Source organism: Arthrobacter sp. AQ5-05 (assembly GCF_003287975.1).
GTDB lineage: Bacteria > Actinomycetota > Actinomycetes > Actinomycetales > Micrococcaceae > Paeniglutamicibacter.
This window is the reverse complement of record NZ_QMKQ01000022.1, coordinates 1-13717: the sequence shown is the minus strand read 5'-3', so window position 1 is coordinate 13717 and position 13717 is coordinate 1. Positions and strand designations below refer to the sequence as shown.

Annotated in this window: 10 protein-coding genes and 1 riboswitch; of the genes, 2 read left to right on the top strand and 8 right to left on the bottom strand. The window is 61.1% G+C overall.

Going from position 1 to position 13717, the window contains the following annotated elements; translation table 11 throughout:
• Nucleotides 1-25: 25 nt before the first annotated feature.
• From DQ353_RS16145 to DQ353_RS16125, 6 genes are all read right to left on the bottom strand, one after another.
• Nucleotides 26-2347, bottom strand: a complete 2322-nt coding sequence (locus tag DQ353_RS16145; protein WP_113764055.1) for a heavy metal translocating P-type ATPase — start codon at nt 2345-2347, stop codon at nt 26-28.
• Nucleotides 2344-3306: a DUF8832 domain-containing protein gene (locus DQ353_RS16140; RefSeq protein WP_113764053.1), complete on the bottom strand. Its 963-nt coding sequence runs from the start codon at nt 3304-3306 to the stop codon at nt 2344-2346. Before DQ353_RS16140 ends, DQ353_RS16145 begins: the two co-directional genes overlap by 4 nt.
• A 1-nt stretch (nt 3307) precedes the next feature.
• Nucleotides 3308-3517, bottom strand: a complete 210-nt coding sequence (locus tag DQ353_RS16135; RefSeq protein WP_181578444.1) for a heavy-metal-associated domain-containing protein — start codon at nt 3515-3517, stop codon at nt 3308-3310.
• A 439-nt stretch (nt 3518-3956) separates the two neighbouring features.
• Nucleotides 3957-4394 (bottom strand): hypothetical protein, encoded by a 438-nt coding sequence (locus tag DQ353_RS21370; protein WP_146755278.1) that lies wholly within the window; start codon nt 4392-4394, stop codon nt 3957-3959.
• A 635-nt stretch (nt 4395-5029) separates the two neighbouring features.
• A complete protein-coding gene (locus DQ353_RS16130; RefSeq protein ID WP_286166860.1) occupies nt 5030-5257 on the bottom strand; it encodes a heavy-metal-associated domain-containing protein in 228 nt (75 codons plus the stop codon).
• 154 nt (nt 5258-5411) lie between these two features.
• Nucleotides 5412-5741: a metal-sensitive transcriptional regulator gene (locus tag DQ353_RS16125; protein WP_113764047.1), complete on the bottom strand. Its 330-nt coding sequence runs from the start codon at nt 5739-5741 to the stop codon at nt 5412-5414.
• 1079 nt (nt 5742-6820) lie between these two features.
• Nucleotides 6821-6986, top strand: a riboswitch (cyclic di-AMP (ydaO/yuaA leader).
• Nucleotides 6987-7571: 585 nt separating this feature from the next.
• Here DQ353_RS16125 and DQ353_RS21780 point away from each other — a divergent pair.
• Nucleotides 7572-7901 carry a C40 family peptidase gene (locus tag DQ353_RS21780; protein ID WP_181578443.1) on the top strand — a complete coding sequence of 110 codons (330 nt, stop codon included), beginning with the start codon at nt 7572-7574 and terminating at the stop codon, nt 7899-7901.
• A gap of 471 nt (nt 7902-8372) precedes the next feature.
• On the top strand, nt 8373-9722 hold the full coding sequence (locus tag DQ353_RS16115; protein WP_113764043.1) for an APC family permease: 1350 nt from the start codon (nt 8373-8375) through the stop codon (nt 9720-9722).
• 146 nt (nt 9723-9868) lie between these two features.
• Here the strand turns inward: DQ353_RS16115 and DQ353_RS16110 are convergent, their stop codons facing one another.
• Nucleotides 9869-12835 (bottom strand): Tn3 family transposase, encoded by a 2967-nt coding sequence (locus DQ353_RS16110; protein ID WP_113764041.1) that lies wholly within the window; start codon nt 12833-12835, stop codon nt 9869-9871.
• A gap of 76 nt (nt 12836-12911) precedes the next feature.
• The gene (locus DQ353_RS16105) at nt 12912-13484 is read right to left on the bottom strand and encodes a recombinase family protein (RefSeq protein WP_113764038.1); all 573 of its coding nucleotides are present in this window, start codon (nt 13482-13484) and stop codon (nt 12912-12914) included.
• Between the last annotated feature and the right edge of the window lie 233 nt (nt 13485-13717).

Here is a 13717-nt window from a genome sequence, read left to right as displayed (position 1 = left end):
TTCTTCGTTGAGCTGTTGATGGCGATCATGCGTGTGCCGGTTCACGGACGGTCCCTGAATCGGCAGGTTCGGATGCCTTGGCGTCGACGCGGGCCTTGAAGGTGCGCAGGCGCAGGCTGTTGGAGACAACGAACACGGACGACAGCGCCATTGCGGCCCCGGCAAGCATCGGATTCAGAAGCCCGAGGGCGGCTAGCGGAATCGCCGCAGCGTTGTAGGCGAAGGCCCAGAACAGGTTCATCTTGATTGTTCCCAGTGTTCGGCGGGAGAGCCGGATCGCATCCGCAGCGGCCCTCAGGTCACCACGGACCAAGGTGATGTCGGCGGCTTCGATGGCCACATCGGTGCCGGTGCCCATCGCCAAGCCCAGGTCGGCCTGAGCCAGGGCCGGAGCGTCGTTGACGCCGTCGCCGACCATAGCCACGATCTTGCCCTCGCCCTGTAGACGGGTGACGACATCGATCTTGTCCCGAGGCAGTACTTCTGCGATGACCTGCTCAATGCCGACCTCGGCGGCGACTTGCTCGGCCACAGCCTGGTTGTCACCGGTGAGCAGCACCGGGGTCAACCCCAATTCCTTGAACTGCGAGACAGCTTGCGCGCTGGTGGGCTTGACCTGGTCGGAGACCACCAACACGCCACGAGCCTGTCCGTCCCAGCCGACGGCGATCGCGGTCTTGCCCTGGTTCTCGGCAGTCTGCTTCGCTGCGCGCAGCCCCTCATCGAGTTGCTGGGACCAATCGCTCAGCAGCGACTCACGACCGGCGAGCACCGCGTGCCCCTCGACAATGCCCTGCACGCCCTTACCTTCGATGTTCTCAAATGTTTCTGCTGTGGGGAGGTCCCCGATTTCGGCGGTAGCTCCTGCGGCGATGGCCTGGGCAATAGGGTGTTCGGATGCATCCTCCAGTGCACCGGCCAGGCGCAGCAGTTCGGCCCGATCCACGCCCTCTGCGAGGATCACGTCGGTCAGCGTCATCTTCCCGGTGGTCACCGTGCCGGTCTTATCCAGCAGGATCGTGTCGATGCGCTTGGTGGATTCGAGGACTTCGGGGCCCTTGATCAGCACGCCCATCTGCGCGCCTCGGCCGGTTCCCACGAGCAGTGCTGTGGGTGTGGCCAGGCCCAAGGCGCAGGGGCAGGCGATGATCAGCACGGCCACCGCGGCGGTGAACCCGGCGGACAGGGGGAACCCGGCGCCGATCCACGCTCCAAGGGTGGCCACGGCGATCGCAATCGCGATTGGCACGAACACCCCGGACACGCGGTCTGCGAGGCGCTGGATCTCGGCCTTCCCGGACTGGGCGTCCTCAACCAGCGTTGCCATCTGCGCCAACTGTGTGTCCGAACCTACTCGGGTGGCGAGCACCACGAGACGGCCACCGGCATTGACGGTGGCACCGGTGACCGCATCGCCCTCGCTGACCTCGACCGGTACGGACTCCCCGGTGAGCATCGAGGCATCAATCGCTGATCGGCCGGAAGTGATCGTCCCGTCGGTCGCGATCTTCTCACCCGGCCGGATGACGAATTCGTCCCCGACCGACAGCTCCTCGATCGGTACTCTCTGCTCCTTGCCATCACGCAGGATCGCCACGTCCTTCGCACCGAGCTGCAACAGTGCCCGCAGGGCGGCACCGGCGGTGCGTTTGGAACGTTTCTCGAAGTAGCGGCCCATGAGAATGAAGGTGATCACCCCGGCGGCGACCTCAAGGTAGATGTTTCCGAGCCCGTCGCCGCGCGAAATCGTCCACTCGAACGGGTGGACCACCCCCGGTTGCCCTGCGGTGCCGAAGAACAGCGCAACGATCGACCACAGCATCGCCGCCGTGGTACCCACAGAGATCAGAGTGTCCATCGTGGCCGCACCGTGCTTGAGGTTCATCCATGCCGCACGGTGGAAGGGCCATCCGGCCCACACCACCACGGGTGCCGCCAGAACCAGGGAGGCGAAACCCCAGTAGTCGAACTGAAGCGCGGGGATCATCGCCATCGCGATCACCGGCACCGCGAGGACCGCTGCGCCGATGAGCCGCTGGCGTAGCGAACGCAGTTCGGCATCCTCGGCGGACTCGGCCTCGTCCTGCGGGTTGTCCCCTGAGCCCTTCGGCGTGGCGGGCAGCGCGGCGGTGTAGCCGGTCTTCTCCACCTCGGCGATCAGGATCTGCAGGTCCATCCCAGCCGGTCCGGTGACTTTGGCCTTCTCCGTGGCGTAGTTGACGCTCGCGGTGACCCCGTCGAGCTTGTTGAGTTTCTTCTCGATTCGGTTCGCGCAGGAGGCGCAAGTCATGCCGCCGATCTGTAGTTCGACGCTGTCGGTGCCGGTGGTGTTCTCGGTCGTGGTCATGGCCGTCTTCCCTCCTCATGCTCTGCTCCGGTGTTTTCGCCGGAGCGTTCATCGCGGCGTGCGTCGATCACGAACGGTGCGGTGTGTACCTGTCCATCTACCTGGAAGTCCACGTAGATCAGGTACCGGCCCGGACTCGGGGCATTGGCATCGAACGTGATCTCGGGCCCGGATGTCTCACCGGCTTGCGGTTGGTCACCATGGGGTTTGACGTACAGGTAGGCCAGATCGTCTTCGCGCAGGGCCACCATGTGTCCGAAGGCGCCCAGATAGGGCTCCAGTGCGGTAACCGGTTTCCCGTCGCGGGAGACGGACACCCTCAGGTCGGCCGATTCTCCGGCAACCAAGTCGCCCTCCACACTGAGCTCGTAGCCGTCCACCGTGGCCGTGGTGGCCGCTTCTGACGGTACCGGCTCGTAGTTACCGGCGACCTGTACCGAAGACGATAATGTGGTGGTTTTACCGGACTCGGAGGGTATGGAGTGAGCGATCACCCGGTAGGAACCGGGCGCGTCCCACTGCCACGGGATCGACCAAGTGCCATTGGCGTCCATTTCGGGGTGGACATGGCGGAAATGCTGCCCGTCTGAGCGCACCGTCAACAGGTGAAATTCTTTCTCGTGCTCCAGGTCGAAGTCAGTCACCGGCTTTCCGTTCGGGCCGATAATGGACAGAGACAGCCTGCCGTCCGCACCGGACTCGGCAGGAGCAGCCAGAGTGGTGAGCTGGTAGCCATCTTTCGCGACAGCCAGACCCAGCGAGGACACATCCTCTGCGTCTTCCTCGGGCGCCGTGGTGTCCATCTGGTCTTCTCCCGCGTCGTGATCGGTCTGTTTCGTATTCCCTACCCAGCTCTGCACCGTCTGTCCTGGGACGGCCACGCCCGCCGTGGCAAAAGCCACGACGAACACGACCACGAGGACCAGCCCGTACAGACCGAGCCGTACCGGTGCCTTCATTTCAGCTCCTGGTCGCTTCGTAGCCAGCCTCATCGACTGCAGCGATGACCGCTGCGTCATCGACCTGTTCGTCGGAGGTCACGGCCAGGTGGCCGGTGGACGCGCTGACCTCGATGTCGGTGACACCCGGGATCTGAGAGACCTCAGCGCGGATCGCGCCCTCGCAATGCCCGCAACTCATCCCTGTTACTTGGTATTCGGTCGTGCTCATGATTCATACTCCTTTTCCTAATATGGTTAGCACTCTATACCCCTAGGGGGTATAAACTCAATGGTTGCAGGCTTTCTTCTTCATCTGCCTGCTGTGCCTCGCCGGCGGAGCGGACGTGGCGCAAGGGGTGGCAGCGATATCCGCGGTGATGCCGACCGATCCGATTCCCTTTTCTTCGAGGATGCCGTCACCGTCATCCACCAGGGATCGCGTGGATGCCCGCGGGCGATGAGCAACCTTGCAATTTCGGCACTGGTCGCCACCTACGCCGGAATAAGAGAATCGTCGACCAGGAAACTACGCAATCATCGGTTACCGAAAACAGCGAATAAAATCCCGGCATCCCTGACGAGCGTGCCGTCAGCAAGACTATGAATGCCCTGCTGAAAATCCTCGGTAGGGCATTTCTACGGTTGGGTCATCGCCAAACACACTGACGCTAAGATCGCCAACCAACGCGACGGTTAACACCATGTGGCGAGTTCGGAGGTTCAGGATTGACTATGGAGGGTGCTGCGCCGGTGCCTGTGTCGGTATTCGGCTTGGGCATCGCGTAGTGCACATAGCGCGGGTTCTCGGCGGCCAGCCGGATTCCCTTATGATCACCGGGCGCGACGGTTGTTAGCATTCCGTAGAACGATTCACATTTCCCGCACCAGTAGGCGAGGTCCCAACCAGGCGGTTGGATACGTTCGGCATCAAGCACGAGGGTGATGCGCTCATAGACCAGATAGGCGGACGAGGCGCAGCGTTCACAGGTTGGGGTTTCGTTTCCAGGATCGTGTTGCGACAGTGACGTTGTGGCCGGCGAAGGTGTTTCCTCGCTGCTGGTGCGCGGTGGAAAAGCGATGGGTACTTGGACCTTGGGATTCTTCACGGAAACCACCTTTGAGATAATGGCCGGAAGCGGGAGCCCGCAACGGATGCCTTATTCAACATGGATCTAATAAGGTCTTCAGGGCAGTGGACCCCGTTGAGCCATGGCCCCTGATTTTTACGAGGGCTTTGGCTCTTTCTGGAAGACAGCCGGTATCAATGGGAGAATATGTGCGCGATAGCCCTGACCGCGATGCGGTCGGTTTCGGCGAACGATATCTGATCCGTTGTTCCAGATGTCCCGGTGGGGACCCGATGATGAAAGCCTCTGAGTCGAGATCGTTGTGAGCCGCCCAGACTTTTCTATCCTTCAGATGGAGACAGCCATGGCAATGACAACTCGCCTATATCCATGAACCTGCGAGTCATGACCCCGGCCCCATGGGCGCCGAAGGACGAACCAACCAGCTCTTCGCCTCACCGGAGCGTCGCGCATGGCGCAACCGCACCAGCCGGTACCGGCACCAAGGGTGAGCGCCTCTATGCCTGGGACAGAACCCGCATCAACGGGCCCTGCGAAACCGACGAACATTGGCTGATGGCCCGCCGTTCCCTCCGGCGCCGAAAACATCAGCACCGAGCCCAGCACTGCCACTACAATGCCCGCAGGTACGCCCTACAAATGCGACCGTAGAACTAGGCGTCTACAGAAACCAGCGTGAAGCCGGCGTCCGTGACGGCCGCTTCGAGAACGGCGTTCTCCAGTGGTGTGCTGGCGTTAAGTGTGGCGGTGGAGGTGCCGCCGGCTAGGAGGAAGACCTCGACGTTGCTGACTCCGGGAACCGTAGTGAGTTCCTTGGTGACAGAGGTGACGCAGTGCCCGCAGGTCATGCCCTCGATCTTTAGGGTGACGTTATTTCCCATAGTTTCCTCCGTGGGTCGTGAGGTGATGGTGATTCCTTCGTTGATGGAGTTGCTTGCGCATCCGCAGCCGCCGCATCCACAGCTTGATTCGTTGCTCATCTGTTTTCTTCTCCTGAGGTGGTTCGTGCAGGGTGTGGGGAATGTGTGGTGGTTTTTAGCGCAGCAGGCGGCCGATGGCCGTTGTTACTTCGGAAACCTTCTCGGCCACGATTGACGGGTTGCCGGTTTCAAGGGACTGGGTTGCGGCATTGACGACACAGTGGGAAATGTGGTCCTCGACCAGGCCGAGGCTGACCTTGTGCAGGGCGGCGTTGATGGCCGAGATCTGCGTGAGGATGTCGATGCAGTATGTTTCTTCGTTAACCATGCGGTTTACCCCGCGCACCTGCCCTTCGATGCGACTCAGTCGCTTCAGAAGGGCCTCCTTGTTGGGGGTGTAGGCGTGGTTTAGATGTTCATCGGTGGGGGGTGCAACGTTTGCCATACGCCCAATAATACCCCCAGAGGGTATATTGTCAAGTACCCCATAGGGGTATATGTCCGTTGGGTGGCCACCGCGACTGTCCGTTGCGGAATTCCGGTTGCTTGATTGATCTCGGCTCTGAGCTCGAGATGGCATGCGACGGCGCACGGGGGCCGATATCGGCGTCTGGGGCCGGTGCCGGGGTGAAGCAAGAAGGCTCGGCCTGGGCATCGTGATCGACGCTGTTATCGCCAGAGCGGATCTACGTGGCGTCATCGGATTTTCATCCTTTGGCGTACTCATCTACTACCTGGTGGCAAACATCGCCGCATTCACCCAACCAGACGCTGATCGCCGGTATATTAATGAGCTATAAGTGATCGGCGCCGTGGCTTGTGTTGCATTGGTAGCGCCACTATCGCCATCCTCGGTCCGCACCGGTGTGACCGTATTTGGTGTCGTCGTCGTGCTGCGAGTACTGCGGCTACGCCGCCAACGGTAACTTCCGCATATCGGAAAAATGTTGATTCAGCCAGCGCACATGACTACGAAGTTGGCCTTCACGGCACCCACAGCTGGCGGGACTCCATGTGGATCGACCATGCCCGGGGACATCGATGCATGGAATTGGGTACATCTGACCATGCATCAGAATCATGCTTGGCCAGCTGCGCACCCAATTCTTTGTGTGTGCACCGGAAATGAAGATGATGGCGGAGCATCTTGCAGGGTGGTGCAGGTGACTCCTGAGAACCTGAATGTTAGAAGCCAGCTCAATTAGCCTCAAAATTCGGGAAGCGCAATGGGAGCGACTTCGAAAGATGACACCGATGCTGGCCAGGGGTGCGGCTGTCCGATGGCCACCCTACTTCCGGGAATGCCTCAGGTTCCAGCATGGACCAAATTTCGCACTGTATTATCTTCCAGCTATCCGGTGCGCACAAAAGCCATGTTGCAGTCAGGCAGCCTCCACGTGCGTTACCTAAAAGATGCAGTTCCGTCATCAGAACGTGACATTTGGTGTGATCTACTGTAAATTTTTTGACGTGTCGGGCCTCATATGTGCCCGGCATATCCGGGTGGATTGCCGAGCACTGCCAACACTCCGGGTACCGTTCGCTTATTAGCTGGCAGTGGCGGGGGACCCACATCCGGGTCCGTCAGGACCCTTGGGGTTAAGCCCTCTGCACCGATTTTCGGTGTGGAAGACCGAGTGACTCCCACTCGAACCCGACAGCTCACCTCGCAGGCATAGGGAGAGGTAGAACCATGTCCAATCGTCACAGCAAAGCCCGCCACCGAGCGACCCCGGCCAGTAGCAACCCCGTAGGCGCGATCTCGAAGGCCGTTTCCTCCAACGCAGGCTCAGTTGGCCGGCAGGCCGCCGTCTTGGCCGCCGTCTCCGGCCTCATGCTGGGCCTAGCAGCACCCAGCCAAGCACAACAAGTACCCACTGGAGCCTTGTCTGTGCCCGCCTACGCTCCGGCCAATGACAACGTGCGAGCGGCATCAGCGCCAGAAGCTGGGACTTTCAAGGCCAGCCGAGCCGCTTTCACCTCGAGCTCGGCTCCGGCACCGGTGGCTTCGCGCTCCGGACATACGCACGCAGCGCCGGCTCCGGTGGCTTCGCGCTCCGGACATACGCACGCAGCGCCGGCACCGGTGGCTTCGCGCTCCGGACATACGCACGCAGCGCCGGCACCGGTGGCTTCGCGCTCGGGACACACCCACGCCACTTCCAACTCCGAAGCCTCGGAAGAATCAACTATTGCACCGGTCGCTGACTCGATTACGCCCATGAAGTCCTCGAAATCGAGCGACTCCAGTGGAAAGCTCGGTAGTATCGCGAGCATGGCCTTGAAATTTGAGGGAGCGCCGTATGTCTGGGGTGGCGATTCCCCCGCCGGGTGGGACTGCTCCGGATTCATCCAGTACGTCTATGGCAAGGCCGGCATCAGCCTGCCCCACAACACCACCGCCATCCGCACCAGCGGAAAATTCGTGAAGACCAGCAACCCCAAGCCCGGCGATCTGGTCTACCAGAACGGCGGCAGTCACGCTGGAATCTACATTGGCGGTGGAAAGATCATCGGCGCTCAGAATCCTTCTGTAGACACCGTTATTCGTGATGCAGACAGCCCGTACGGTCCGCTCATGGGTTACTACACACTGGCCAACTAGTTGACTTTTTAGTGTGCGGGGCCTCCATCCATTGCTGGGTGGAGGCCCCATTTTTGCGTACCGTCGGGCTGAAGGCGGTTACTACCCCTGAGCTGGAACCGCTGTGGGGATTCACCATCCGCTTCGAGGGTTCTGCAATTGGGTTCTTGTGGACTGCGATCAGGTTTCCCTGCCATCGATGTTCGTGAAGCCCGGGTGGTGCCTCGAGGAACCATACTTCGGGGGAGTACCTCGAAAGCACCTGCCTCATTTAAACCCTAGACCCAAACATGCCTGGGTGCTCCAAGTCCACTCCAATGTATGGGCTGTGATCCCATGCCGATCAGTTGTATTCTTCTGGGGCTTTCGAAACCAAAAAGGGGCCTGGAAGAAGTCGCTTCTTCGGAGGCATGATCATGGGTTTTGAAGAGAACTCGCTTCGATGCGTTCGCTGCGGTTTTGTGAGGCACCACTGCAGGAAAGGAACGTTGCATGAAAAACCATTCCAGTGAGAAGGAACAACAAAAACTATCACTGACCGGCTCGGTGGCTCTGGGTACCGGCGTGATGATCGGTGCCGGGATCTTCGCCCTCGTAGGACAAGTCGCCGAGTTAGCCGGTGAATGGGTCCCCTGGGCCTTCTTCGCCGGCGCCGTGGTCGTGGGTTTCAGTTCCTACTCCTACATCCGCTACTCCGCCACCAACCCATCCTCCGGCGGGATCGCTATGTTGCTCAAGGCCGCGTATGGTCCGGGCGTAGTCGCTGGCTCACTGTCCCTGTTCATGTTTGTCTCGATGGTTCTGGCCGAAAGCCTGCTGGGCCGAACCTTCGGCACCTACCTGTTGCGGCCCTTCGGATTACAAGACTCCACGATCTTGGTACCTGTCCTCGCTGTCGCCGCCATCGCGGCCGCGGCATTGGTGAACATGGTCGGAAACAAATGGGTGGAAGGCTCAGCGACGGTGACCGCCGCCATCAAGATCATCGGGATTGCCGTGTTGGCCATCGGGGGGATCCTGGCAGCCGGCTTCTCATCGCTCGGGAGGCTTTTCGCCATTTCCGACCGCACCGCTCCCGAGTCTGGATGGTGGGGCTTTCCCGCCGGGGTTGCGCTGTGCATTTTGGCCTACAAGGGCTTCACCACTATCACCAACCAAGGCGGGGACGTGCGTGAACCCAAGCGCAATGTCGGCAGATCGATCATTATTTCCATCAGCCTGTGCACCGTGCTCTACCTACTGATCACCATCGCGGTCACCGGCAGCCTCACCGTCCCGCAAATCGTCGAAGCCCGGGACTATGCCTTGGCCGCGGCGGCCGAGCCGATGTTCGGATCCTGGGGAATGGCACTCACCGTGGGCATCGCGGTGATCGCCACACTGTCAGGCCTGGTTGCCAGTTTGTACTCCGTCTCCAAGCTCTATGCCATGCTCCGCGACATGGGCCAGGTCCCAGGATCGAAAAACACCAATGGGCACCAAGCGCTGTTCATTACCGCGGGGCTGGCCATCGTGCTGGCAGCATTCTTCGACTTATCCCAGATCGCTGCTCTGGGTGCCATTCTCTATCTGGTGATGGACCTCGGCATCCACTGGGGAATGATTCGTCACCTGAGTAACGAGGTGCAAGCCAAAAAGTGGATCCCGTGGGTGGCTATCGTGCTGGATCTCGCCGTGCTGGTTCCCTTCGTCGTGCTTCGGGCCCGTTCGGATCCGTTCACGGTGGTCATCACTGTGGTCGTGGCTACCATCATCGTGATTACACAGTGGCTGGTGGTGCGCCATCGTGGTTTGCCACGCACGGAAGATCACGAAGAGTCTCACCAACAGAGCAACGACTAGTTCCTTACCCGGGGATCGTGCCCGGTAGCGCTCGGTCCAGGTCCGGGTATGTCCGATTCGCCGGCACCGAACTCTAAGGCTTGGTAGTCCGCAGAACCCAGCAGGCCCTAAAAGGGGTGGCTTGTGAAAAAGTGAAATATCCGACGCTAGGACTTAGACGAACGCCGCAGCGGCCTGTATTTACCGGGTTTGATCTTGTTGGTGCGTGGCCAGGTGTAGTCGCCGGTGAGGTTGATGTGTTCCCACCCCAGGGGTGAGAGGAAACGCAGCAACTCCGGGTCAGGGGCCTTGTCTTCCCTGTCCAAGGTCGCGATGGTGCGGTCGAGGTAGACGGTGTTCCAGAGGACGATGGCCGCGGTGAGAAGATTCAGCCCCGAGGCTCGGTAGCGCTGCTGTTCGAAGGCTCGGTCACGGATCTCCCCGAGCCGGTTGAAGAACACCGCCCGCGCCAGGGTGTTCCTGGCCTCTCCCTTGTTCAGCCCGGCCGTCACTTTCCGGCGCAAGTCGGGATCTTGGAGCCAGTCCAGTAGGAAGAGCGTTCGTTCCAGTTTTCCCAGCTCCCGCAACGCTGTGGCGAGGCCGTTTTGGCGCGGGTAGGCGCCGAGTTTGCGCATCATCAAGGAGGCGGTCACGGTGCCGGTCTTGATGGATGTGGCCAGTCGGAGGATTTCATCCCAGTGCGCGGTGATGGTCTTGGTGTTGATGGTTCCGCCGATCAGCGGCGCCAACGTCGACAGCTTGGCGTCGTTGGTTGGTGTGTAGAGGCGGGTGTCGCCGATGTTGCGGATCCGGGGCGCGAACCGATAGCCGAGCAGGTGCATGAGGGCGAAGAGGTGGTCGGTGAACCCGGCGGTGTCGGTGTAGTGCTCCTGGATGGCCAGGTCGGATTCGTGATAAAGCAATCCGTCCAGGACGTAGGTTGCGTCGCGTTCCCCGACGTTGATGAGTTTGCTGTGGAAGGGAGAATACTTGTCCGAGACGTGCGTATAGACCATCCGTCCGGGCTCGGCCCCGTATTTCGGGTTCACGTGCCCGGTGGATTCTGCCTGGCTTCCGGCACGGAAACGCTGCCCGTCCGAGGACGAGGTGGTTCCATCGCCCCAGTGCCCGGCGAAGGGGTGCCCGTGCTGGGTGTTGACCAGTTCCGCCAGGGCGGCGCTGTAGGTTTCGTCCCGGATATGGGACGCCTGGTGACGGTCCAATTGGGCATAGGTGACGCCGGTGCATGACTCGGACATCTTGGTCAGTCCCAGGTTGATTCCGTCGGCCAGGATCGCGGTGAGCAGTAGCTGCTTGTCCTTGGAAGGTTGGCCAGACTTGAGATTGGTGAAGTGGCGGGTGAACCCGGTCCAGCCATCGACTTCCATCAACAGGTCGGTGATCCGGATTCGCGGGAACATGGTGCTGGCCTGGTCGATCAGGGGTTGGGCGTGTGCGGGGACGATCGTCTCCAGCGGGGTGATCTTCACCCCGCTGCCGGTGATCAGCACCCCCGCCAGTTCGCCGCGGGACGCCAGCTCGTTGACCCGGCGCAGTCGTTCACTAAGCAGAGCCAGACGTTCCTTCAGGTATTCTTCCCCGCCGGCGGTCGTGACCAGAGGCAGGTCCCCGGCGTTCTTCATGGCCGTGTAGTCGGGACCGGAAAGAAGATAGTCGTCGAAGTCGCGGAACTGGCGGGAGCCGGTGACCCACATGTCCCCGGAACGCAGCGCGTTCTTGAGTTCTGCCAGGGCACAGAACTCGTAGAATCCACGGTCTGGACCGTTCTCGGTGAAAACCAGCGGTTTCCACCGAGAACGAATGAATGACGTGGGTGCATTCTCGGGAACCTTTCGGGCGCCGGAGGTGTTCATGGTGCGGATGAGATTGATGGCGGCCAGCAGGTCTTGTGCTGCGGGAGCTGCCTGGAGGTCAAGGGCCGCAAGGAATGCGGGAGTGTAGCGGCGCAGCGTGGTGAACTGGGCACTGACGAGGGCGAGATGGTCCTCCACAGCCGGCCGGGTCAGGTCTTTGGCTTGGGCGATGCTTTCGGTCAAGGCTTCCCAGCCGATGGCCGTGTCGATCGCAGCGAAGGGATCCTCTCCGTTCTCCTTGGCTGCGATCAGGGTATCGCCGAGCTTGGAGTGCAGGCGCATCATCGCCGCGACGGTTGCACGGGAGGCCAGGGTGTTCTGGTTTTGCTTGTTCCGGGCGGTGCGGATGATCCGGCCAATAATTCGGTCATGCAGATCGATGATTTCGTCGGTGACCGTGGCCATGCTTTCCACGGACATGGCGAAGAGGGTCGCGTATCGTCGCCCGGGCTCGAACTTGGCCAGGTCTGCCGCGGTCATCGAGGCGCCTTCCCGGGCCAGCTTCAGCAACCTGTTCCGGTGCACCAGTTTGCCGGCATCCCAGGGCAGGTCAAGGGCACGCCAGCTCGTGAGCCGGTCGATGTGCTCGTTCATCGCCCGCGCGTTGGGAAGCAGCGGGGCCTGCCTCAGCCAACCGATCTCGGTCAGGGAACTGTCGGGGCGGCGAAGCAACAACCCGTCCAGACGGCTTCGGTGCCCGGGCGAGAGATTATCGCCCAATATGGCGTGGATTCTCCGGTTCGCCCGGATCAGAGCCTGCGCGCAGGCCTTTTCAATGATCTCCACCCCGGGCGTGGCGATCTTCCTTGATTGGAGGAAGTCCCTCGCGGTTTCGACCAGGACAATGCCCTGGTCCGTTTGCGCGGCCACACCGCCCACGTGCTCCACCAGCAGGCGAAAATCCGCGATTCCGAAGGCTGACATGCCCAGGTACGCGCGAATCTCCCGCCCGTGTTCCTGTCGCGTTTCCCCACGTCTGCCGTACTCGTCCCAGGCCTCGGCGCCGATGCCCAACTGGCCCGCGACCCAGGAAACCAATTCAATGGGCACCTCGGTGTCTTCAGCCAGCGCGATACCCGGATGCCTCAGCAGACACAGCTGGAGGGTGAAACCCAGCCGGTTCGCATCTCCTCGTCGTTGGCGAACCAGCGACATGTCCGCCTCGCCGAGGGTGTAGTGGGCAGCCAAGTCCTCGATGCCGATGGGAATTTCAAGGACTTGGCCGCGTTCGGCAGTCGTGAGCAGGGAACGAAGGGCCACAGTCAGAAGTCCTTGTTAGTTGGAAGGCCGCGATCTACCGACGTGTCGTAGGACCGCGATGCGCAAGACCTGCAGCTCATGGTTTGGCCAGATGCCGGTAGATGGTGGGCCTGGTGACACCAAATTCCTGGGCAATCTGCTCGACGGTGTGGGCCCGTTTCCCGTCAGCATCCTTTTCCTCATACATTTCACGGGCCAGTTTGACCTGACGCGGACCGAGCTTTGGTTTCTGCCCACCTGTTCGTCCCCGTGCCCGAGCGGCGGCGAGTCCGTCGCGGGTGCGTTCGGACATCAGCGCGTGTTCGAACTCGGCGATTGAGCCGATGATCTGGAAGAACATCCGCCCGGCGGGTGTGGAAGTGTCGACGCCCTGGTCCAGGACCACCAGGTCCACGCCACGCTCCTGCAGCATCTTAGAAAGCTCGATGAGATTTTCCAGCGACCGCCCGAGCCGGTCGAGCTTGGTGATAACGAGCTGGTCGCCGGCCCGGTTGGCAGAGAGCAGTGCCTTGTCTAGTTCGGGGCGGCGGGCGAGTTTCCCCGAAGCGGTGTCGAGGAAGACTTGGTCGCAGCCGGCCGCGCGCAGGGCGTCGTGTTGGGCTTCGGGGTGCTGGTCGCGTGTGGAGACACGCCCGTATCCGATTCGCATGACCAAAATGTATCACTAACCCAGCTTGGCGTTACATTGGCTCGTACACGGAAAGCGTTACAAAATTGCCTGCGGAAATCCGGGGGCCACGAAAGAGCCGGAGGATTGTCTCGCGAACGATCGTTCCCGGACACCATAAATCTTTCCCGTCCTCATACATCGCTTGCCGGATCATTCGTAGTCATGGCGGGTTCGGTTCTCAGAGATCACTCAGGCCGAGCCCGTGGTCGTCG

Excerpts from the sequence above, each read along its gene's own strand:
- DQ353_RS16145 (WP_113764055.1), bottom strand. The coding sequence starts at position 2,347 with ATGACCACGACCGAGAACACCACCGGCACCGACAGCGTCGAACTACAG.
- DQ353_RS16140 (WP_113764053.1), bottom strand. The coding sequence starts at position 3,306 with ATGAAGGCACCGGTACGGCTCGGTCTGTACGGGCTGGTCCTCGTGGTC.
- DQ353_RS16135 (WP_181578444.1), bottom strand. The coding sequence starts at position 3,517 with ATGAGCACGACCGAATACCAAGTAACAGGGATGAGTTGCGGGCATTGC.
- DQ353_RS16130 (WP_286166860.1), bottom strand. The coding sequence starts at position 5,257 with ATGGGAAATAACGTCACCCTAAAGATCGAGGGCATGACCTGCGGGCAC.
- DQ353_RS16125 (WP_113764047.1), bottom strand. The coding sequence starts at position 5,741 with ATGGCAAACGTTGCACCCCCCACCGATGAACATCTAAACCACGCCTAC.
- DQ353_RS21780 (WP_181578443.1), top strand. The coding sequence starts at position 7,572 with ATGGCCTTGAAATTTGAGGGAGCGCCGTATGTCTGGGGTGGCGATTCC.
- DQ353_RS16115 (WP_113764043.1), top strand. The coding sequence starts at position 8,373 with ATGAAAAACCATTCCAGTGAGAAGGAACAACAAAAACTATCACTGACC.
- DQ353_RS16105 (WP_113764038.1), bottom strand. The coding sequence starts at position 13,484 with ATGCGAATCGGATACGGGCGTGTCTCCACACGCGACCAGCACCCCGAA.